We start from the raw sequence: 21,144 nt of genomic DNA on the forward strand, positions 1-21,144 counted from the left end.
CCGGTTCTAGAAGCAGGAGACGCAACACCACCCGAAACGCATGGCCAGCCCCCGCATCAGGCAGTAGACTCCGTGCGGGCGGCCTCCCGGTCCCATTGCATAACGATGGGGATGCGCCGGCCCATGCCAAAGGCCTTGTCGGTCACGCGCAGTCCGGGCGGGGCTTGCTGGCGCTTGTACTCATTCTGATCCACCAGGCGCAGCACGCGGTGCACCAGGTCGGGCGGATAGCCGGTTTCTGCGATGATGGTGTCGGCCTCCTGCATGTCTTCGATGTAGCGGGCCAGGATGGTGTCGAGCACCTCGTACGGCGGAAGCGAATCGGTGTCTTGCTGGTCGGGACGCAGCTCAGCAGAAGGAGGTTTATCGATCGTGTTCTGGGGAATGCGGTCGGTGCCGGCCTGCGCGTTGATGTAGCGGGCCAACTCGTACACCCGCGTCTTGAGCACATCCGAAAGCACAGCCACGCCCCCGTTAGTGTCTCCGTAGAGGGTGACGTACCCGACTGCCATCTCGCTTTTGTTTCCGGTGGACAGCAGCAGGTGGCCGAACTTGTTGGAGAGCGCCATAAGCGTGAGCCCACGGGTGCGCGACTGGATGTTCTCCTCGGCCACGCCGGGCGCTGTGTCTGCAAACGCATCGGCAAGCATCGAATCGAACGCATCTACAGCCGGCGCAATCGGGATCTCCATAAAGTCGATGCCCAGGTTTTCCGCCAGCGCCTCTGAGTCGGAGACCGATCCTTCCGACGAAATCTCAGATGGCATGGTCACGCCCAGCACGCGGTCGGGACCCAGCGCTTCGGTGGCCAGCGCACAGGTCACTGCTGAGTCGATGCCGCCTGAGAGGCCCATCAGCGCTTTGTCGAAGATGCCCGTTTTTTCGTAGTAGTCGCGGATGCCCAGCACGAGCGCATCGTGCAGGTCGCCAATATCGTGCGGCTCCGGCTCGGGTTGCGGGGCGGCCTGCGCCAGATCCACAATCAGCAGATCTTCCTGAAACCGCTGCCCCGTAGCCAGGCAGTGGCCGGATCCGTCATAGACACAGCTTTCGCCATCGAACACGATTTCGGTGTTGGCCCCCACCTGATTGACGAAGGCGAAGGGGGTGTTGTAGCGCTTCGCAGCCGTACGTACAAGGCGACTTCGTTCGGTGTGCTTGCCCATCGAAAAGGGCGAGGCGCTGATGTTGATGAACAAGTCGGCCCCGTGGTGGGCCAACTGTGCAACCGGATCGCGGGTGTAGCGGCGGTAGGAAACATCCGGCAGGCTGTTCCACATGTCTTCGCACACATGCAGGCCCAGGCGCATGCCACGCCATTCGATGATAGAACAGTCCGGGCCCGGCTCAAAGTGGCGGTCCTCGTCAAACACATCGTACGTAGGCAGCAGGGCCTTGTACACGCGAGCCTGCTCGATGCCATTTTCGAATAGCAAGGCGGCGTTGTACAGGGCGCGCCCTGCGGGGGTTGGGTTGGGCACGGGAGCACCAACAATTACGGCTAAATCGGATGGTAGCTCGGTCGCCAGGCGCTGCAGAGTACGCTGCACAGCATCGATAAAGAGCGGGTTACCTAGCAGGTCTTCAGGCGGGTAGCCCGTGATGCACAGTTCGGGACAGGCTAACAGATCGGCTCCAGCGGCTGCCGCCTGGTGGGCCGCGTCTACAATACGAGCACGGTTGCCGTCTAAGTCGCCCACGGTGGGGTTGAGTTGAGCCAGAGCCAGCTTCATACGAACATATAGTTGAGTAGATAGTGTTGTGGGAATGCAGTACACGACTGCATCTTATGCAACGCTGTGGTGGGGCGGGGGCGTTCCGGTCTGGCAAGCGTAAGGTGTTATGCTCACTGGTGCCGTGAGCAGTACAAACGAGTGTCTTGGAGGGGGCGTTCGAGCTGGCTACTTCTCTGTCACACGTGATTGTTTGGGTACGGGAACTGTGCTAAACTCTGTGCCCCAACCCCCTCCAAAAAACCTGTCATGGTGAGCGCAGCCGAACCATCTCCCCGACGCTCAGCAGGCTCTGATCGATCGAGCGGCCCTGCTCATTTCGGGGGAGATCTTTATTCGCTACGCTCATCAGTCGCTTCGCTCGTGTCAGGACTCTGCGTCTCCTAGGCGGAGCCGCTCCGCTCAAGATGACAACATTTAAATGGGGGGGCAACCCGAAGATTGACCTGTGACGGAGTACTACGCGTGCATGATGCGTCGCCGGGTGGCGTGGTCTGTATCGACACGGACGGTGCCATCTTTGGCGATGAAGCGCTCGGCACTGTCGGGCGGGAAGTGCCAGCAGTCCACCGGAGCCACGCGCCCGCCGCGCTGGGCGTCGGCAATCTGCGCGATGAACGGATCCAGCCGCGTATCCCACTTGGCCAGCGCCAGATGCGTGCGGGGGTGGTGGTTGAGCAGGTGGCTCAGCTTATCGGGATGTACCTGTCCGGCCTCCGCCCAGAACACGGGACGCCCCCGTCGGCGATCCATCTGTACCACGTCGGGTTTGTAGCGACCCGGCACATCCTGCTCGATGGTGGCCTCGGGATAATCGGGCAGGTAGAGCGCCCACAGAAAGATTTTCATCCAGACGTGCTCTATGCGCTCATGCTTGCGCTTTACGACAACCACCTGCTGCCCATGAGCACGGTACGTTTGTTTGCGGCGAAGGGGTTGGGGCATGTAACCAGCGCGATTGTGGATTGAACTTCGATGTACAATGCAACGCCCTGCCAGTGCGTTCGTTGAGCCCATCCCCAAATGATTACAACCCCGCCGTATATGTCCGATTCTACCGTTTCCACCGCGCGTCAGCATGCATACGACGCCCTTTCTCGCATCGACCAAACGGATGCCTATGTCGATCAGGTATCCCTTGCGGGCACGCCCCGTCAGAAGCGGCAGGCGCGCGATCTGGTTGCCGGTGTTACGCGTCAGAGGCGCTGGTTGTGGTTTCTCATCACGCAGCTGTATCACGGCAATGTCAACGCCATGCAGCCGTCGGTGGCACGCATTCTGAAGATGGGTCTGTATGAGCTGCTGTTTCAGGAAACTCCGGCGCGGGCTGCGGTGCATCAATACGTGGAGTTGGCCCGCACGGTGGTGGGCGAGCGCGTGACCGGGCTGGTGAATGGTGTGCTGCGTACCGCCGACCGCGAGCGCGATGCGTTGCCCGAGCCTAATACGGGAGATGTGGAGCGCGACCTGGCGATCCGCACTTCTATGCCCACGTGGATGGTGCGGCGGTGGGTGGAGGCAAGGGGGCTGTCGGATACCGAGGCGTTGCTTCATCGACTGAACGAGCGCCCGCAGTACAGCGTGCACCTCATCGATACGGATCCTGCTGAGCTGGACGCGCTGGGGGTAGAGTGGACGCCCTCGCCGTACGTAGCAGGCATGGTGCGGGTGGAGCAGCTACAGCCGCTCGTGCAGGCGGGCTGGCTCGACACCGGACAGGCGGTAGTGCAGGGCGAAGGCGCAGCGCTCGTGGTAGATCTACTGGACCCCTCGCCGGGAGACACGGTGTTGGATCTATGCGCAGCGCCGGGTACGAAAACGCGCTACGCTGCTCGTCGGATGCAGAGTCAGGGCACTCTGTGGGCCAACGACGCCAGTGCACATCGGATGGAGCAGCTTACGCAAGCGGTGGATGCGCCTACTGCATCGATGCTATCCACGCACGTTGCCGATGCGCGCACGCTGTCGCCTGCCGATGTGCCACAGGCCACGCATGTGCTGCTGGATGTGCCGTGTACAGGCACCGGTGTGCTCGACCGCCGCGCCGATCTGCGATGGCAGCGCACCGAGGACGACCTGCAGGATCTGATCACGCTGCAGGATGAACTGTTGGATGCTGCGGCGCGGCTTACACCACCGGGGGCGGTGCTGGTGTACAGTACGTGCTCGTTGCTTCCTGCCGAGAATGAGGAGCGGGTGGCTCGCTTTCTGGAGCGGTATCCTACCTTTGAGGTGGAGACGCCCACATCGATCCCAAAGGCGGTGCGCAGCACATCGTTCATGCAGGTCGAGCCCGTTGCCCACGGCACCGATGGCGCATTCGCAGCACGTCTCCGGCGAAGTGCGACCAACAGGGCGAAGTGAAGGGAGGGGTTTGAAATGTCTTATCGCTACACAATCCTGTACAACTGACCTGCTATTCGCTATGCAATACACCACCGCCCGACGATACGTAGGTCGTCGGGCGGTAGCGTGTAGCAGTTCGTAAGTGGACCTGCAGCGTATGCGCTACGCGGCGGCTTTGGCGCCTTTCAGCACTTGCACCAGCCCTTCGCCCACACCAGTTGCTGAAGCAGGATTTTGGCCTGTTACCAGGCGCCCATCGATAACAACGTTCGCCTCAAAGTCAGGGGCGGTATCAACGGTGGCGCCGCGCTCTTCCAGGGTCGATTGCAGCAGGAACGGCACGACATCATCCAGTTCCATGGCGCGCTCTTCGCTGTCAGTAAAGCACGACACCGTTTTGCCATCCACCAAATGCGAGCCATCGGAGAGCGTTACATTTACAAGTCCAGACGGTCCGTGACAGACGGCTCCTACAGCGCCTCCACGCTCGTAGATGGCAGCGGTAAGGGCAGCCAGGTCGTCATTCTCGGGGAAATCCCACACGGTACCATGCCCCCCTGCAAAGTAGATGGCGTCGTAATCCTCGGGGTTGGCATTGCGCGCTGCTTTGGTTTGCTGCAGCGCCTGCGTCACATCGTTGTCGTCGAGAAACGCAGCGTTGGCCGGATCGTCAAGATCATGGCTAGAGGGATCCATAGGGACATCGCCCCCTTGCGGACTGATAAAATCAATCTCGAAGCCGGCGTCGGTCAGTACATGATAGGGGTGAGCAACCTCCGAAAGGAAGTAGCCCGTTTTGTTTCCGGTATCGCCCAGCTCACTATGGCTGGTCAGAATAAATGCAATGCGGTTGGTAGCCATCGTTTGTCAACGCGTCTGGGGAACAGCTAGTGGATGGTGGTCAACGCCTCCCTTGTGTAGACGTTGTCGCACGACCCGGATCGATCAAAGATGTTGCATCGGTGCAGGTGGTGTGAACTGCTAAGTAGATCAGCAGGTAGCGGTAAGGTATTAAGTGATTGACATGTGGTTTACATCATCGCAACCCGCTGAAACCCCCTCTGTCTTCGAGCTTCGCCGCAGGCGTGATCCTGTGGACATCCCCCCTTGGCTAAGGCTAAGTAGACCCACAAAAGTATCTTTGATTATGTCATTGCGAGGAGCGCTAGCGACGCGGCAATCTTGTGCCATCAAGCCGGACAGCACCGTCCAGGTCGGGGGCATGAGATCGCACCCCAGGAGTACTCGTTCGCTGCCGCTCACAGCGCCACGTCAGTCGCAGGCTCCTTCCTCGCGATGACAAGGTGTAAATATATTTCTTTTGAGCTACCTAGTCTATGCACACAACCTGAGATGGTGATAATCGTTGATGATCGCTTGCCTGTCCTGAACTCGATTTAGGATCTGGATGACGTTCGGCAGGGAGGCATTTGGGTTGAAAGGGAGCTTTCGTCTCCCAGCACCGTCCCCCCGACACGTCATCCTGAACTTGATTCAGGATCCACTCCCCCGACTATTCCCCCGAGCAGACGCCCAGATGGGTTCTGCGCCTCCCCGAGACGGACATGTGACGACACTTATGCCACCCACACCGACTTGGCGTTCACAAACTCGCGGAGGCCCAGCACACCCAACTCGCGTCCATAGCCGCTGTCTTTGATGCCGCCAAAAGGCAAACGCGGATCGCTTTTCACCATGCTGTTTACCGCGGCACATCCCACCTCCAACTGCTGGGCGATATGTTCGCCCCGTTCAGCATCGCCGGTAAATACCGCACCGCCCAGTCCGAAGCGTGTGTTGTTCGCCAGGTCCACGGCGTGATCGGCATTCTCGGCCTTTACAATGGAGGCCACCGGACCAAATATCTCTTCGCGGAATGCAACGGAGCCGGGCTGCACATCGGTAAGCACCGTGGGAGCCACATAGTAGCCTGCACTGTTATCGGGAGCGGCGGCTGTGGCAGCGCGCGTGGCGCCATTGGTGTATGCCCGGTCGATTTGGTCGCGCACCGCATCGCGCAGGTCGGGGCGAGCCAGCGGACCGATATCTGTGTCAGGATCCATCGGGTTTCCTACGGTAAGGGATTTAACAGCGTCCACCACGCCTGCGGTGAACTCATCCGCAATGTCGGCCTCCACAATGAAACGCTTCGCAGCAATACAGCTTTGTCCGTTGTTTTGCATGCGCGCCTGCACCGCCGTTTCAACCGCGGCATCCAGATCGGCATCGGCGAGCACGATAAACGGGTCGGAGCCGCCCAGTTCGAGCACGGTGGGCTTCAGGTGAGCGGCCGCCTGGCGCGCCACCGCCTTGCCCGCGGCCACGCTTCCGGTGCAGGTAACCGCCTGTATGCGCCGATCGGCAATGCAGTCGGCCACCGCCGATTCGTCGATGCGGAGTGTTTGCACCGTGCCGTCATCGAATCCGGCTTCATGAAAGAGCGTTGCTAGCGCTTCGGCACAGCCCATGACGTTCGGGGCGTGTTTTAGCAAGAACGCATTGCCTGCCATTAGAGCCGGAACGCCAAACCGCATCACCTGCCAGAACGGGTAGTTCCACGGCATGATGGCCAGCACCACACCCAGCGGTTCGTAGCGAACATACGAGCGCATTGCCTCGGTCTCCACGGCGTCGGGGGCAAGCATTTGGGCGCCGTGGTCGGCATAGTGACGGCACACCCACGCACATTTTTTCACCTCTCCTCGGGCCTGCGCAAGGGGTTTTCCCATTTCCCGGGTCATGAGCTTAGCATGCACATCCACCTGATTGGTAAGGGCATCAGCCAGCGCGTTTAGCTGTTCGGCCTGCTCTTCAAACGATCGAGCACGCTGGCGTTGCGCTGCGGATTGGGCACGGTCAAGGCGCTCATCAACAGCATCGGGCATGTGCGCCTCATGACTGTCTATAGGCTCGTCGGTTGCGGGATTGATAGAAGAGAAGGTAAGACGCATGACGGCAAGGCATTGGGGGCAGAGAGCAAACGAAACGGCCTGCGCATCTCGTAAGAGCACAGGCCGTTTTTAGAACAGAAAGAGGTGCACCGCATCGCAGAGAAAGCGTGGGTTAGGCGGCTTCCTTCGCTTCGGCACGGGCCTCAGCATCGCGCACCGCTTTGGCGCTTGGTACCATGAGTACCGGACGGTTTGCGTATTTGGCGAGTGAACTGGCCGTGCTTCCTACAATGCGCCCCTCGATGTTTCCGCGTCCGCGTTTGCCAACGATCAGAAGCGTGCTCTTTTCGCGGTCGGCCACTTCACTGATTGCATCAGCAGGCGAGTCGCCCTGTACCACGTGTGTCTTGACAGCTTTCGATGCTTGATCGGCTAAGCGGTTCAGTTTGCGCTCAGCCAGTTCGATCGTTGTCAGGTTTTTCTTGTCATTACGCACCGTCATGAACACCGCGGCTTCAGCTTGCTCGCTGAGGGCAATCGCCATCTTTTCGGCGTTATCTGCCGAGGGCGAAAAGTCGGTTGCCAGCAAAATACGGCTGAACCCGTTGGCCCGGGCTGCAGTGCGAGCGGCGGCGCCTTCGACATCGTTCGGGGCAACCTGGTCGAGCAAGACCGGTGTGCTGGTGGTGTTAAGTACTTCGGCAGCGGTTGAGCCAATGAGTAAGCGTTTCAACATATTGTGCCCCCGCGAAGCCAGCAGAATCAAATCAGCATCTTGTTCGCGGGCATACGTTACAATGGCTGGGGCCGGGTCGCCGGTGCGTAGTTCGGTATGGACAGTTAGCCCCTGGTCTCGAAGCGTTTCAGCGTGGTCGTTGAGCAACTCTTCGTACATGGCCTGATGCTCTTCGGCAGGCGCCCGTCCGTAGCGTGCATCGAGCACATGCATGAGCGTAACCGTATTCAGGCCCAGTTGTTGAAGCTGGCTCAAGTATTGAAGCTGCGAATCGGTTGCCGGGGAAAAGTCAACGGCGGTCACAACGTGAGAGAAGGCGGCCATAAGACGCTCAAAGCAGTTAATTGGAGGAAGTACGTGGCAAAAACGTCAGCACCAAGGTGCATGACACCGGGGCTCCGCGGTTCCCACCTCAACGAACCCCCATTGAACAATATGCTCCAAGATCTGAAGAAACGAAGGCAACGTCAACCGCTTTTGCCGGATGGGTATGTGGGGAAACATCCTACACCGCGTTGGTTCATCCATTCGAATCGGTTGGATCGCTGCTCTTCGTTTGCGCGTTGAACGCAGCGGTGTACGAATTATAGAGGCGAGCCTTGAATAAATATGAGCATATCAGTTTCGGATGACGCGTTGCGTGAATTGGTCGGCAAAGGGCAAGGCGAGGTGTCGCTCTATCGTCGTGCGCTTACGCATCGGTCGTGTTTGCGCGATCCGAAGCAGCAGGTAGAACAGTCCAATGAACGCCTCGAATACATTGGCGATGCGTTTCTCGATTTGATGGTGAGTGTCGTGCTCTACAAGCAGTTTCCAGAGGCCGATGAGGGGCGGCTTTCAACGATGCGGGCGCGCCTTGTGAGCAAGCAGCCGCTGGCAAAGGCGGCGCGCCGCTGTAAGCTTGGGCAGTATCTGCGTCTGAGCCGCAACACCGAGCGCCAAAACGGGCGATCGAACGACAGCATTCTAGCCGATGCCTTCGAGGCGATGGTAGGGGCATTGTACTTGGACCAAGGCTATGGCGCAGCTGCTTCTTTTGTGGAGACGCATCTGCTTCAGGCTATAAATCTGGAGGCCGTAGCACGCACCAATCAAAACCACAAAAGCCGCTTGCAAGAGCACCTGCAGGCCGATCAGCGTCCGCTGCCCACCTATCAGCTTGTTGAAGCAGTGGGCCCCGACCACAATCAACAGTTTACAGTGCAGGTGCAGGTCGAAGGCGAGGCGTTAGGCACGGGAACCGCTGCCTCCAAAAAAGAGGCTGAGCAGCGTGCGGCGAATCAGGCACTGAACCGCTTGCATGATGCGTGATCGGTCGGTCATGGTAGAGGGATCTCAACGCCTGCCGCCAGCGCACCACAACCATCTCTTAACTGCTTGTCATCTTGAGCGGAGCGGCTCCGTCTAAGTAGCTCAGCAAAAATACATTTACACCTTGTCATCACGAGGAGGGAGCCCTGCGACCGACGCGGCGCTGTGAGCGCTAGCGAACGAGTACTCCTGGGGTGCGCGATCTCATGCCATTGATTGGGCGGCGGCATCCGGTCTGACAGCAATGAGATTGCACCCGAGGGGTACTTCCTCCCTGCGGTCGGGGCGCTTCGCTCCGCTCGCAATGACAAGGTTGTGAGTGTTTCTCGGTACGTCAGGATGCACATGCGTTCCCCGAAGATTGACCTGTGACACAGCACTACGCAAAACAGCTCTTCAGGAAACATACCCTACGGGGGTAGGGTTTGTACAACACGATGCAAGCTCATACAGCATGTTTCAGGTATGCAAATGGACGATGACAAGCGCGAGACGGTGCTCAACCGATTGCGTCGAATTGAGGGACAGGTGCGCGGGCTCCAGCGTATGGTAGAAGATGATCGCTACTGTGGCGACATCTTAAATCAGATTAGCTCGGTGCAGAAATCGCTGCGTGCTACGGGTAAAATTGTCACCCGCAATCACCTCGAAACCTGTGTGACCGACGCGCTGCGCTCGGGCGATACCGATGCCGCAGAGCGCACCTACGACGAAGTCATGGATCTGCTCTACAAACAAATTCAATAGCGATGACCGATTCCACAGAAGTCCGAACGCTCACCATCGAAGGCATGAACTGCCGCCAATGTATTGCTGCGGTAGCCGACGCGCTGAATGCACTCGACAACATGAAGGTGGAAAACGTGAACATGGGCACGGCCCGTGTGCGAGGTACCGAAGCCAACATATCGCGCGAGCGGTTGGCAGAGGTACTGCAAGATGAGGGCTATACGCTCACCGCCATCGAGTAAGCCTGGCCACCGTCGTATCCTTCATAGACCTGCTGCTTCACGATGTCTACCTCAACCACTTCGCGTCGCCTTACTGTGCCGGTTCAGGGTATGACCTGCGCCATGTGTGTTGGGCGTGTAGAAGACGCACTACACGACACCCCAGAAGTGGCCGATGCCGATGTGAACCTGGCCACCAATCGGGCCTCCATCACACTGCACGAGGGGGCCAATCCACGGGCGGCGCTCGATGCGATTGAGAAGGCGGGCTACGAGGTGACTACAACAACCACAACGCTCACCGTGCAGGGCATGACCTGTGCCACCTGTGTGGGGCGTGTCGAGGAGGCGCTACGTGAAATCGATGGCGTGCTCGACGTAGAAGTCAACCTGGCGACCAACCGCGCCACCGTCACGCATCCCCCAGGGACGGTATCGCAGCAGGCATTGCAGGAAGCGATCACCGAGGCGGGATACGACATTATTCAGACAGAGGATGGCCAAAGCCGCCTGGACGCCGAGCGCGACGCGCGTGATCAAGAACGCACATCCTTGAAGCGCGATCTGTGGATTGCCGCTGCAGCCACGATCCCGCTGTTTATCTTGGACATGGGCACCATGTGGATCCCGCCGTTTGAGGAGTGGGTCATGAGCCTGTTGTCGCAGCAGACGCTGTACGTTGTGTTCTTTGCGCTGGCCTCTATCGTGCAGTTTGGCCCCGGCCTGCGCTTTTACAAGAAAGGTTGGCCCGCTCTGCGTGCAGCCGCGCCCGACATGAACACCCTGGTGATGCTGGGCACCTCGGCGGCCTACGGGTATTCGGTCGTGGCTACGTTCGTGCCGAATATTCTGCCCGAAGGCACCGCGCATGTGTACTTTGAGGCGGCAGCGGTCATCATCACCCTGATCCTGGTGGGCAAGTACCTGGAGGCCGTCGCCAAGGGGCGCACCAGCGCGGCCATGCAGCAACTCATGAGCCTGCAGGCACGCACCGCTCGGGTGGTGCGCAACGGCATCGAAGACGAGATTCCCGTTGAGGAAGTACATCCGGGCGATACCATCATTGTGCGTCCGGGCGAGAAAATACCCGTCGATGGCGTCATTCTGCGCGGCGCCTCCTACATCGATGAGTCCATGATTACCGGCGAACCGGTGCCTGCGGAAAAGTCGGCAGGCGACGAGGTGGTGGGTGGCACAATCAACAAGACGGGGAGCTTCCGTTTTGAGGCTACCCGCGTAGGGGCGGATACGGTGCTATCTCAAATCATCGAGATGGTCGAAGCCGCCCAGGCCTCTAAGGTGCCCATCCAGGACCTGGTTGATCGGGTAGTGCGGTATTTCGTGCCCGCCGTTATGGCCGTAGCCACCGTGTCGTTTATCACCTGGCTGGTTGTGGGTCCGGCTCCCGCATTGTCGATGGCGCTTGTGGCGGCGGTCTCCGTACTCATTATCGCCTGCCCCTGCGCGATGGGACTGGCCACGCCGACTTCCATCATGGTTGGCTCTGGCAAGGGCGCCCAAATGGGCGTGCTCTTTCGTGAAGGCCAGGCGTTGCAGCGCCTCCGCGAAGTGTCGGTTGTTGCGCTCGACAAAACCGGCACGCTAACTCAAGGACAACCGGCCCTTACTGATGTGCAGACCCACGGCAACTGGAATGAGTCCGACGCGCTGCGCCTGATTGCCTCGCTGGAGCAGTCGTCTGAGCACCCCATCGCAGAGGCCATTGTGCAGGCGGCCAAAGAGCGCGGCTTGTCGCTTGTAGAGCCGACGGATTTCGAGGCCGAGCCCGGATTTGGGGTGTCGGGTACAGCGGATGGACACACCGTTCACGTTGGGGCTGACCGTTACATGAGCACACTGGATGTGCCCCTCGATGCACTGGCAGCCACAGCGAGTCAGTGGGCCGATGATGGCAAGACTCCGCTCTTCGCTGCAGTCGACGGACAGCTTGTGGCAGCGATTGCTGTTGCGGACACCATCAAACCCTCAACGCCAGAGGCCATCGATGCGCTGCATGCGCGCGGGCTTCGCGTGGCGATGATTACCGGCGACAATGAACACACCGCCCAGGCTATCGCCGACGAACTTGGTATCGACGACGTGATTGCCGAAGTGCTTCCCGATGAAAAGGTGGAAGCTGTAAAGCAGTTGCAAGAAACGGGTGCGGTAGCCTTCGTGGGCGATGGCATCAACGATGCGCCCGCGCTGGCCCAGGCCGATGTGGGGCTTGCCATTGGCACGGGCACCGACATTGCGATGGAGAGTGCCGATGTCATTCTGGTGAGTGGCGATGTGCGCGGCGTTGTCAATGCGCACGAATTAAGTCGAGCTACGCTGCGGAATATCAAGCAGAATCTGTTCTGGGCGTTCATCTACAACACACTGCTCATTCCAGTAGCTGCTGGAGTCCTATACCCGGTGTTGGGGATTCTGCTGAATCCCATGCTGGCGGCTGCGGCGATGGGGCTGTCGAGCCTATTTGTACTGGGCAATGCGCTGCGGTTACGGCGCTTTGAGCCACCCCTTAGCGTGGGAGACGACATCAACCTTGCCATGGAAGAGTCAGAGCCTAACCAAGCAGCCGCTCTGCCGTAGCGCAAACGGTGTGTGAGTTACCGGCCAAATGGGATAGACACCCCCAGCCAGGGGAGTCCAATAAAGCCTCCGGTGTCTTCGAGCGGACGAAACAGTCCGAAGTCAACCGAGAAGCCTTCCGGGGCATATCGTATACCCGCGGAGATGATGCCCGTGGTTTCGTCATCCGTAACGAAGAAATAGTTTTCCGTGAGCAGGTAAAACCGCTGACTGACGCGGGTAACGCCGCTCACGTTGAAAAGGGGCGCTTGAGAAAAGGAGCCCTCGGCATAGCCATAACCAATGCCTGCTGTCAAATTTTGGTCGTGCCCTCCCACCGTTGTAGCGGTGTAAATCAAGCCGAGCCCTGTCGATTCGCCTCCGCCAAATACGCCGCCGAGAACTCCACCCACGGCAAGGTGCAAGTCTTCATCTTGATTGGAAAACGAAGCTTTAGGGAGGACCCAGACTGGTACTACAGGAACACCAAACAGTACGGTCGGCACAAACCCAACGCCCACGGAGAACCGGTCGGAGAGGCCGTAATTGATGTTGTTGAAAAGCACCCACGTATTCTGGTAATACCCCCGTCCTTCCTCCAGCCCAATCGCATTGGGCGCAAAAAAGTACCGTGTAGACTGCGGGTTTTTGAACCAGTACGCACCGTTTCGAACACGGTCAAGATCCAGCTTCTCCAACGCCTTGATGCGGTCGCGTTGCACACGCACTTCAGTGCCGTCGTCTACTCTGATTACGACATGCTCATCGGTTTCCTCAATGAGCGGACCGATATAGACGGTGCCCCCGGTCGTTTCAACACGATAAATCGGGTCATCGGCCTCGGGCTCCTCTGAATCTTGTGCCGATACAGGCAGCGGAGCCATTCCAAGAGCAAACAGCATTGCGCAAGCACAAAGCCCGATCGACCAAATACGGAGCGTCATGGATCGCAGCGGAATGTAGAGAAGGGAGAAAAAAACGGAAGGATAAAGTTCAGTAGCTATTGTCACTTAGCCCTTGTCTTTTCAATAGATGCGGGCGCATGATGTGCCGAAAAAGAAACACGGGGAAGATGAGGGGCCTCCAGTTGCTGCCTCTCCACCTCGTGCAAAGCCCAAACGCATTGAGGGCATTCGAATATGCCGATGCACTGGAAACGTACAGGCTATTGGGCCAGATCATCTACAGGGTTGTGTGACTGACTGTAGTAGGTAGGGTGCTCCTAATATTCTATAACGATCATGTAAGCCAGCTCCTTCTATACTGAATGGCTGTAATTTTGCCTCGAAAAGCGGCCCTCTAAGTGATTCAAAGAATTACGAAATACCTGTAACACGAAGTTGCAGAGGGCGGAAAGTATCTTCTTCTTTATTTTAAATATGTAATGTAAGCGGTTTCACGATCGTGTCATAATCCGATAAATTTTTTTGATGTAAGTAACTGTAAGAAATAGCTTTAAGCTTGCTGTTTAGGGGCGTGTTTTTGCAAAGCATAATTTTATTAGTAAAGCAGTCATCGCTAAAGTTACATGAGATGAGCCTAATGAGCAGGTTTGAAAATTGTGATTGGGTAACAAGACCGATAGATTCGAGATGTGCTCGTTGCAAAGTACAAGAAGTGTCCCCGGCTCTACACGTGTTGAGTAATCGTCTTCAAACAAACGATTACCGATACTTGTCTCATGGTCTGATCAACTGCAGACCAATACAGCGTCTGTATTCTGGTTTCACTTCTTGAGTAATTTTACTCACTGGTATCTATGGTCTTATGTTACGAACTTCTCTAGTCACTATTCTTTTGGCTGCGTTGCTGGGTGTAGGAGGAACAGCCTGGGCCCAGAGCGGCGAAATAACCGGTACGGTGGTCGATTCAGAGACCTCCGAAGCCATTCCGGGCGCCAATGTCGTGATCGACGCGCTTAACCGGGGAACGTCTACTGATGTGGAAGGGCGTTTTGGATTCAGCGATGTTGAAGTCGGTACGCATACGCTTACCGTCTCATTTGTTGGATACGAAACAGCAACCACCGATGTCGAGGTGACGGCGGGTGAAACCACCGATGTCGAGATCGGGCTCCAGTCAGATGCCTTTGAACTCGACGATGTTGTCGTTACGGCCCTGGGTATTGAGCGGGAAGAACGCTCCCTGGGATATTCTGTGCAAGAAGTAAGCGGTGACGATTTAGCTGGGACAGCTGAAACAAACTTCGTTAGCGGCCTTCAAGGGCGCATTGCTGGTGCCGACATTTCAACCTCCAATGCAATGGGCGGCTCCGCTCGTATTGTGTTGCGCGGGGCGCGTTCGGTAGCAGGCGACAATCAACCGTTGATCGTTATCGACGGTACGCCGCTTGACAACTCGAACTTTACGACCGGTGGCCAAGCGGGTGGTGGAGGCGGATATGACTATGGCAACGCCGCCCAAATGATCAACCCTGATAATGTTGCTTCAGTGTCTGTTTTGAAAGGCCCAAACGCGGCAGCTCTCTATGGAGCACGAGCAGCCAATGGCGTTATCGAGATTACCACCAGAAGTGGTGAGGGCATCGATGGCATGGGCGTTACGGTGCGAACAGGAGCCAGTGCACGTCAGGTGTATGGACTGCCCGATTACCAGAACACCTACGGCGGAGGCTCGTGGCGTCCGTTCGACATGAACAATCAGGGCCAATATGTTGTGGATTTCGGGACTGACCAGTCGTGGGGACCGCGCCTCGATGGTCGAGAAGTGCGCCAGTGGTACAGCTACGATGAGGTGAATGACCTGTACGGGCAAACCACACCGTGGGAAGCTCATCCCGACAATGTGCAAGACTTTTTCAACACGGGCACGGTTTTCAACACGTCCGTTTCGTTTGCGCAGGGCGGTCCTAACTTCAACTATCGCGCGTCGGTGAAAAACGTGATGGAAAGTGGGGTCTACCCGAACAGTTCGTTAGACCGCAACGAAGTGAGCTTTAACGGTTCGCTCAACCTCACAGAGCGGCTGTCTACCAACCTGCAAGCCACATACACAAACACGCAGGGCCAGGCGCGTCCAGGTACAGGATACGACGGACGCAACGTCTTTCAGCAGTTTAACCACTTCGGTCAGCGTCAGCTTGACATGGGCGATGGAAGCTTTATGGAAGACTACGAACGCCCCGATGGGTCGCAGCGCTCATGGAACTGGACGGGCGGTGAAGCCGGTGCCGAAGCAGGCGACATTATCTACTTCGATAACCCGTACTGGGTGCAGTTTAACAACTTTCAGCAAGACGAGAACGACCGCGTCTTTGGGGGCATCGGGCTTTCGTATGACCTGACCGATGATCTTCAGCTTTCAAGTAATGTGCGTACGGATCTATACACCGACCGGCGCCAGGAGCGCCTCGCTGTTGGATCGGTCGGGCAAGATCAGTACCGCGAGGAAATGCGCCAGGTGCGTGAACTCAACGCAAACCTCCAGGCTGACTACGGCACACAGCTAACCGATGCGTTCAGCCTCAATGCTACGGTCGGCACAGATTACCGCTACAATAGCTATAAGCTGAATATCGGCAACACCCAAGGCGGTCTCATTGCGCCGAATGTGTACACCCTCGAAAACTCACTCAGCCGTCCATCAATCACTGACTTCTTTGAAGAGCGGAAGCTGGTGGGCGCGTACGGAACAGCAATTGTTGGATACGAGGATTTGGTGTACGTAGAGGGGTCGCTTCGTAACGATTGGAGTTCTACGCTCCCTGAAGGCGAAAATGCGTATCTCTACCCCTCAATTCGCGGAAGCTTTATCTTTGGCGATTTGGGCGTCTTTGATGGAACAGAGGCCTTCTCGAACGGAAAGTTTCGACTGGGATGGGCGCAAGTAGGTAACGACACTGATCCGTATCAGCTGCTTACCACGTACAATCTCAACACGCCCTTCCGTGGCAACCCCGTACAGTCGGTCCCCGGCCGCTTGAACAACCAAGACCTGAAACCTGAGATCACCACCTCCATTGAGGCTGGACTTGAACTCGGTTTCTTTGAGGATCGCGTAGGGGTAGACATTGCCGCATATCGCGATATCTCGCGCGATCAGATTCTTGGTGTTGAAGTCTCGCGCGCCAGTGGATATCAGGAGTTACTCGTAAACGCCGGAGAAATTGAGAACCAAGGCGTAGAAATTGCGCTGACTGGTACACCGGTGTTGAGCGAAGACATGCGCTGGGACTTTACCGTGAACTGGGCACGCAATACCAATGAGGTGGTCGAACTCGATTCCGACTTGAACCTGGAGAGCTACACCATTGGCGGCACCCCTTTCGGTCCAGATGTTGTGGCTCGTGTCGGTGAGCCTTATGGAACGCTGTTTGGCTCCGGATACCAGTACGATGATGATGGCAACATCATTCTCAACTCAAGTGGTATCCCTATCACCAGTGCGCCGAAAGCGCTTGGCAGCTACGTGCCTGACTGGACAGCAGGCCTGCAAACGTCGTTCTCGTATGGCCCTTGGAGCGTAAGTGCGTCCCTGGATGGCCAGAAAGGCGGTAGCATCTACTCCGTAAGTAACATGTTCGGCATGTACAGCGGTCTTATTGATGAGACCGTTGACGGAGATGTGCGCGAGGTGGGCATAGTGCCTGATGGCGTGTACGAAAATGAGAGTGGCGAACTCGTTGAATGGACCGGGCGCGTAGACCCGAATGCATTCTTTATCAGCGGATTCTTTGGCAACAACGAAGCCAACGTGTTCGATGCCACTCACATCAAGCTGCAGTCGGTCAACGTCCGCTATACGCTTCCGCGTACCTGGTTTGACCGGACACCGATTCAGAACCTGACGGTGGCACTGCAGGGAAGCAACCTGGCTACGCTGTACAAGAAAACGCCTCACTTCGACCCTGCTACGGCCATTAGCGCCACAAACGTACAAGGGGTTGAAGCGGGTCAGATTCCGCCGCAGCGTACGTACGGTTTCTCGCTGACTATGCAACTGTAGTGCACAGTGCTACACAGATGTGGGCGGCTGTGCTACTCTGCCGCCCACACTGTGTGCACTATAATCCGCTCTCCTACTGCTAAGACCTACACTCTAATGTACGCACTCAATCGAATTCTTGCCGTCGGGCTTTTATGCGTCGCTGTGCTCATCAGCGGATGCGATTTGACCGACATCAACGAAGATCCAAATGCTTCGTCGGATGCTCGTACGGACTTCATTTTCACTAACGCAACGAAAGACATCGCTGAAACCTACTGGGGCGGGTTTACCCTGGGTCGGTTTGGCAACCTCTATGCTCAATATTGGACCCAAAACCAATACACGGCTGAAGACCGCTTCCGCTTCCCTCAAGAGCGAGCCGGTGTTGTCAATGGCATGTGGGGAAGCTATTACCTCGCTATCAATGACCTGCAAGAGATCATTGACCTGAATGAGGAAAATCCTGAAGCGCTAGCAACGTTCGGGGACCCCGACAACCAAATTGCTATGTCGATGCTTCTGCAAGCATGGACGTACCACGTCATGACAGACATCTGGGGGCCGATCCCGTTTGATGATGCGCTGGGCGGCAATGAAAACCCGGTTCCCACCTACAACTCGCAAGAAGAGGTATATAATGGCCTGTTGGACATGATCGATGAGGCGCTCGGGCGCCTCAATCCCAGTGCCCCTGCACTTGGCGGAGACGTCATTTTCAATGGTGACATTGAACAGTGGACACTTTTTGCCAATGCTCTGAAACTGCGCGTTGCCATGCGCATGTCGGATGCGCAAAATGTGTCGTCAGAGGTTAGCGACGCTGTAAGCGCCATCAACGCGCTTGGCGGTGCCGCAGCCTACAACGGCGCTTACGTTGCGTTTGACGATTCGCCGCCCTATCAAAATCCAATCTACGCTAACTACGAGATTGCTGGACGCGACGACTGGGCCGTCACCGAAAACCTGCTCGACTATATGAACGATCACGACGATCCGCGTCGAGCATTCTATGCGGAATCGGTAGAAGGTGACTTCATTGGCTACCCATATGGTCTAACCGAAGGAAGTGCCCAAGCCCGTTACTCGCAGGGCGGCTTTTCGCGCCCCAGCCAGACCGTGCGTGCTCCGAATGCGCCCGCTTACTTGCTGCTGCAAGATGAAGTCTACTTCATTATGGCCGAGGCCGTTGAGCGCGGCTACATTAGTGGAAATGCTGCTGACTATTACGAAGACGGCATTCGCTCCTCAATGAGTTTCTGGGGCGTCTCCGATGCTGCAGCTATTAATGATTATATTGATAGCGTGCCGTACAACGCCGCCGAATGGAAACAGTCCATTGGTGAACAGAAATGGGTTGCGCTCTACATGCAAGGTGTACAAGGCTGGGCCGAATGGCGCCGCCTTGGTTTCGAAGGGCTTGTTCGCACCCCCGCAGGAGGAGCGGCGGTGGATCTGCCCGGCCTTGATCCCGAAGTGGCCGTACGACTCACCTATCCAACCGACGAAGCCAACCTGAATGCGGCGAACCTGCAAGACGGCATCGACCTGCTTAGCGGAGACCAGGGCGACTCCCAGGCTACTCGCCTGTGGTGGGACGTGAACTAAGCCGCCCCACAGGTCGCAATCGTCTTTCTGTTTCCTTTCGCCCTCTTAGCACTATGATAACCATGACGCTTCAAAACACCTTACGCTTTACTCTGCTGCTCGTCCTTGTGGGTGCACTCACCGCCTGCGACGACTCGTCCCAAAACATTGGATGGGAACCGGGCGATGAACTTAATATCGTCGGGCCTGCCACGGTCGAAGTTCCTGCTACTGGCGAGTATTACGTGCAGGCCTTTACCATCGAGAAAAACTACACATGGGACGTAGCAGGGCCCGGTACCCCCGAATACGACGTTCGTCGCGAAGGGGAGTATGTAGATGTAACCTTCGATGAGGCAGGCACCTACACCATCAGCATTGACGATGGCGTAGAGTACGATGGGTCGCTCGACGTAGAGGCCGCCCTCGTTGATGTGGTCACGCAGGCAACGCGTTTCTATCCCACGTTGGCTGATGCAGTAGATGAGGCGGGGCTCGTTTCAACGCTCGCTGATGCGAGCGACATCACCGTTTTCGCTCCAACTGACGAGGCTTTTGCGCCCGTCGCCGAAGCACTTGATGGAGAGTTGCCGGCTCCCGGTGTGCTCGCTGACATCCTCACGTATCACGTTGCTGGAGCGGCCATTGCCTCGGGCGATATCTCTGATGGAGACACAGCCGCAACGCTATACGGCGATGCCTATCCGCTGTCATTTAGCATAGACGGAGGCACCGTATCGGTAAATGGTGCAGCCAACAGCGCAACGGTAACCGACACCGACATCCCCGTTGCTAACGAGTCGGCCTTGCACGAAATCGATACCGTGCTGCTGCCACCGACCGCTTCTGTTGATGCCTCCGACCAGGCTGTCGTTGATGCCGATGGAACGCTTACTGCAACCGTTGACGGCGTGTATCTGCCCGAAGGCGGATTTGCTGTGATCGAGGCCGACGACGAGATCATTGGGCACTCCGCTTTCGTTGAAGCTGGACTGGCCAACGACGTTACAGTCGAGCTTGCAGAATCCCTCGACAGCGACACCGAGGTCAATGTCGTGGTGTATGCCGATACCGATGGCGACGAAGCGTTTGACGCTGATGCCGATGCCCCGTATGAACGCGACGCCACTGCTGTATCCGACGAGGCTGTGCTCTCGCCGGTTGAGTAAGCTCGTTTGTGCTGTGCAAACAGCCTCTCGCAGTATCGTTTACAGCAAGGCCCCCTCACGACATGTGAGCGGGGCTTTGCTGGTTAATGGAGCAGTAGCACTCGGTATGAGCTGTTGCTCAACGCTGCATCTCTTCAACATTAGCCCAAACGCATTGAGGGCATTCGAATATGCCGATGCACTGGAAACGTACAGGCCATTGGGCGTAGGCCATGATGGTTCATGCGTTGCTTCTGCATTTGCAGTCTACTTCTATGTCTACCGACTCTGTCCACCTGGCTCCGGGCACCTTGCTTGTAGCCGCTCCCGTTATGGATGACCCGAACTTTCGGCAGACTGTCATCTTGCTTTGCGACCATGGCGCGGAGGGCAGCTTCGGGCTTGTGCTCAACCAGCCCACCGATGTACATCTGGGCGATGTAATGGACAGCTACTTTGTAGACGATCCGCCGCTGTTCTTGGGCGGCCCCGTACAGCGCGAAACACTGCACTTTGTGCATCGCTACCCCGAAGCCATTCCCGAAAGCATTTCGGTACTGCCGAATGTGCGATGGGGCGGCACCTACGACGCGGTTGAGGCACGGGTACAAAACGAAGGCGCCCCTCCTGATCAGATTCGCTTCTTCCTTGGCTACACCGGGTGGTCGCCCCGCCAACTGCAGCACGAAGTGGAGCAAGACGCCTGGATCCTAACAAAGGCCCGCGCCAACTGGATCTTTGATACCGAGCCACAGGCGCTGTGGCGTACCGTGATGCGGGCAATGGGCGGCGAGTACGCCCTGCTCTCCACCTATCCTGAAGACCCCCGCATGAATTAAACTACGGGTAGTGGATAGACGCTAAATGATAAGGTGGTTGGAGACCGCAGTTTTGTCTTGTTCGAACCCCCTCTCCCTACGGGTT

The 21,144-nt window shown here is 57.2% G+C and carries 15 protein-coding genes; 9 read left to right on the forward strand and 6 right to left on the reverse strand.

Going from position 1 to position 21,144, the window contains the following annotated elements; translation table 11 throughout:
- Positions 1-56: 56 nt before the first annotated feature.
- The gene (locus tag ACZ5AL_RS14755; protein ID WP_464511351.1) at positions 57-1,733 is read right to left on the reverse strand and encodes an NAD+ synthase; all 1,677 of its coding nucleotides are present in this window, start codon (positions 1,731-1,733) and stop codon (positions 57-59) included.
- Between the two features lie 459 nt (positions 1,734-2,192).
- Positions 2,193-2,678, reverse strand: coding sequence for a hypothetical protein (locus tag ACZ5AL_RS14760; RefSeq protein WP_464511352.1), 486 nt, complete (start codon positions 2,676-2,678; stop codon positions 2,193-2,195).
- 99 nt (positions 2,679-2,777) lie between these two features.
- On the opposite strand from ACZ5AL_RS14760, the gene ACZ5AL_RS14765 reads away from it, so the two are divergent.
- Complete coding sequence (locus ACZ5AL_RS14765; RefSeq protein WP_464511354.1) at positions 2,778-4,097, forward strand: RsmB/NOP family class I SAM-dependent RNA methyltransferase; 1,320 nt, start codon at positions 2,778-2,780, stop codon at positions 4,095-4,097.
- A gap of 144 nt (positions 4,098-4,241) precedes the next feature.
- On the opposite strand, the gene ACZ5AL_RS14770 is transcribed toward ACZ5AL_RS14765, so the two are convergent.
- From ACZ5AL_RS14770 to ACZ5AL_RS14780, 3 genes are all read right to left on the reverse strand, one after another.
- A complete protein-coding gene (locus tag ACZ5AL_RS14770; protein WP_464511355.1) occupies positions 4,242-4,940 on the reverse strand; it encodes a type 1 glutamine amidotransferase domain-containing protein in 699 nt (232 codons plus the stop codon).
- Positions 4,941-5,656: 716 nt separating this feature from the next.
- Positions 5,657-7,030 carry an NAD-dependent succinate-semialdehyde dehydrogenase gene (locus ACZ5AL_RS14775; RefSeq protein ID WP_464511356.1) on the reverse strand — a complete coding sequence of 458 codons (1,374 nt, stop codon included), beginning with the start codon at positions 7,028-7,030 and terminating at the stop codon, positions 5,657-5,659.
- Positions 7,031-7,142: 112 nt separating this feature from the next.
- Positions 7,143-8,030: a universal stress protein gene (locus ACZ5AL_RS14780; RefSeq protein ID WP_464511358.1), complete on the reverse strand. Its 888-nt coding sequence runs from the start codon at positions 8,028-8,030 to the stop codon at positions 7,143-7,145.
- A 285-nt stretch (positions 8,031-8,315) separates the two neighbouring features.
- Between ACZ5AL_RS14780 and rnc the strand changes: the two genes are divergently transcribed.
- The 4 genes from rnc to ACZ5AL_RS14800 all read left to right on the forward strand — a co-directional run bounded on the left by rnc (position 8,316) and on the right by ACZ5AL_RS14800 (position 12,562).
- On the forward strand, positions 8,316-9,017 hold the full coding sequence (rnc, locus tag ACZ5AL_RS14785; protein WP_464511359.1) for a ribonuclease III: 702 nt from the start codon (positions 8,316-8,318) through the stop codon (positions 9,015-9,017).
- A 465-nt stretch (positions 9,018-9,482) separates the two neighbouring features.
- Positions 9,483-9,764 carry a metal-sensitive transcriptional regulator gene (locus ACZ5AL_RS14790; protein WP_464511361.1) on the forward strand — a complete coding sequence of 94 codons (282 nt, stop codon included), beginning with the start codon at positions 9,483-9,485 and terminating at the stop codon, positions 9,762-9,764.
- 2 nt (positions 9,765-9,766) lie between these two features.
- Positions 9,767-9,988 (forward strand): heavy-metal-associated domain-containing protein, encoded by a 222-nt coding sequence (locus ACZ5AL_RS14795; RefSeq protein ID WP_464511363.1) that lies wholly within the window; start codon positions 9,767-9,769, stop codon positions 9,986-9,988.
- 42 nt (positions 9,989-10,030) lie between these two features.
- Complete coding sequence (locus ACZ5AL_RS14800; protein WP_464511364.1) at positions 10,031-12,562, forward strand: heavy metal translocating P-type ATPase; 2,532 nt, start codon at positions 10,031-10,033, stop codon at positions 12,560-12,562.
- Between the two features lie 17 nt (positions 12,563-12,579).
- On the opposite strand, the gene ACZ5AL_RS14805 is transcribed toward ACZ5AL_RS14800, so the two are convergent.
- The gene (locus tag ACZ5AL_RS14805) at positions 12,580-13,485 is read right to left on the reverse strand and encodes a hypothetical protein (RefSeq protein WP_464511365.1); all 906 of its coding nucleotides are present in this window, start codon (positions 13,483-13,485) and stop codon (positions 12,580-12,582) included.
- An 823-nt stretch (positions 13,486-14,308) separates the two neighbouring features.
- Between ACZ5AL_RS14805 and ACZ5AL_RS14810 the strand changes: the two genes are divergently transcribed.
- The 4 genes from ACZ5AL_RS14810 (at position 14,309) to ACZ5AL_RS14825 (ending at position 21,059) form a co-directional block, all read left to right on the forward strand.
- Positions 14,309-17,506, forward strand: a complete 3,198-nt coding sequence (locus tag ACZ5AL_RS14810; RefSeq protein WP_464511367.1) for a SusC/RagA family TonB-linked outer membrane protein — start codon at positions 14,309-14,311, stop codon at positions 17,504-17,506.
- 165 nt (positions 17,507-17,671) lie between these two features.
- The gene (locus tag ACZ5AL_RS14815) at positions 17,672-19,093 is read left to right on the forward strand and encodes a SusD/RagB family nutrient-binding outer membrane lipoprotein (protein ID WP_464511368.1); all 1,422 of its coding nucleotides are present in this window, start codon (positions 17,672-17,674) and stop codon (positions 19,091-19,093) included.
- A gap of 62 nt (positions 19,094-19,155) precedes the next feature.
- On the forward strand, positions 19,156-20,241 hold the full coding sequence (locus ACZ5AL_RS14820; RefSeq protein ID WP_464511369.1) for a fasciclin domain-containing protein: 1,086 nt from the start codon (positions 19,156-19,158) through the stop codon (positions 20,239-20,241).
- Positions 20,242-20,495: 254 nt separating this feature from the next.
- On the forward strand, positions 20,496-21,059 hold the full coding sequence (locus ACZ5AL_RS14825; protein ID WP_464511370.1) for a YqgE/AlgH family protein: 564 nt from the start codon (positions 20,496-20,498) through the stop codon (positions 21,057-21,059).
- Positions 21,060-21,144: the final 85 nt, after the last annotated feature.

The sequence above is a fragment of the Natronotalea proteinilytica genome (assembly GCF_055379935.1).

Bases quoted from the DNA above. Each gene is read 5' to 3' on its own strand.
- ACZ5AL_RS14755 (WP_464511351.1), bottom strand. From the start codon at position 1,733: ATGAAGCTGGCTCTGGCTCAACTCAACCCCACCGTGGGCGACTTAGAC.
- ACZ5AL_RS14760 (WP_464511352.1), bottom strand. From the start codon at position 2,678: ATGCCCCAACCCCTTCGCCGCAAACAAACGTACCGTGCTCATGGGCAG.
- ACZ5AL_RS14765 (WP_464511354.1), top strand. From the start codon at position 2,778: ATGTCCGATTCTACCGTTTCCACCGCGCGTCAGCATGCATACGACGCC.
- ACZ5AL_RS14770 (WP_464511355.1), bottom strand. From the start codon at position 4,940: ATGGCTACCAACCGCATTGCATTTATTCTGACCAGCCATAGTGAGCTG.
- ACZ5AL_RS14775 (WP_464511356.1), bottom strand. From the start codon at position 7,030: ATGCGTCTTACCTTCTCTTCTATCAATCCCGCAACCGACGAGCCTATA.
- ACZ5AL_RS14780 (WP_464511358.1), bottom strand. From the start codon at position 8,030: ATGGCCGCCTTCTCTCACGTTGTGACCGCCGTTGACTTTTCCCCGGCA.
- rnc (WP_464511359.1), top strand. From the start codon at position 8,316: ATGAGCATATCAGTTTCGGATGACGCGTTGCGTGAATTGGTCGGCAAA.
- ACZ5AL_RS14790 (WP_464511361.1), top strand. From the start codon at position 9,483: ATGCAAATGGACGATGACAAGCGCGAGACGGTGCTCAACCGATTGCGT.
- ACZ5AL_RS14795 (WP_464511363.1), top strand. From the start codon at position 9,767: ATGACCGATTCCACAGAAGTCCGAACGCTCACCATCGAAGGCATGAAC.
- ACZ5AL_RS14800 (WP_464511364.1), top strand. From the start codon at position 10,031: ATGTCTACCTCAACCACTTCGCGTCGCCTTACTGTGCCGGTTCAGGGT.
- ACZ5AL_RS14805 (WP_464511365.1), bottom strand. From the start codon at position 13,485: ATGACGCTCCGTATTTGGTCGATCGGGCTTTGTGCTTGCGCAATGCTG.
- ACZ5AL_RS14810 (WP_464511367.1), top strand. From the start codon at position 14,309: ATGTTACGAACTTCTCTAGTCACTATTCTTTTGGCTGCGTTGCTGGGT.
- ACZ5AL_RS14820 (WP_464511369.1), top strand. From the start codon at position 19,156: ATGACGCTTCAAAACACCTTACGCTTTACTCTGCTGCTCGTCCTTGTG.
- ACZ5AL_RS14825 (WP_464511370.1), top strand. From the start codon at position 20,496: ATGTCTACCGACTCTGTCCACCTGGCTCCGGGCACCTTGCTTGTAGCC.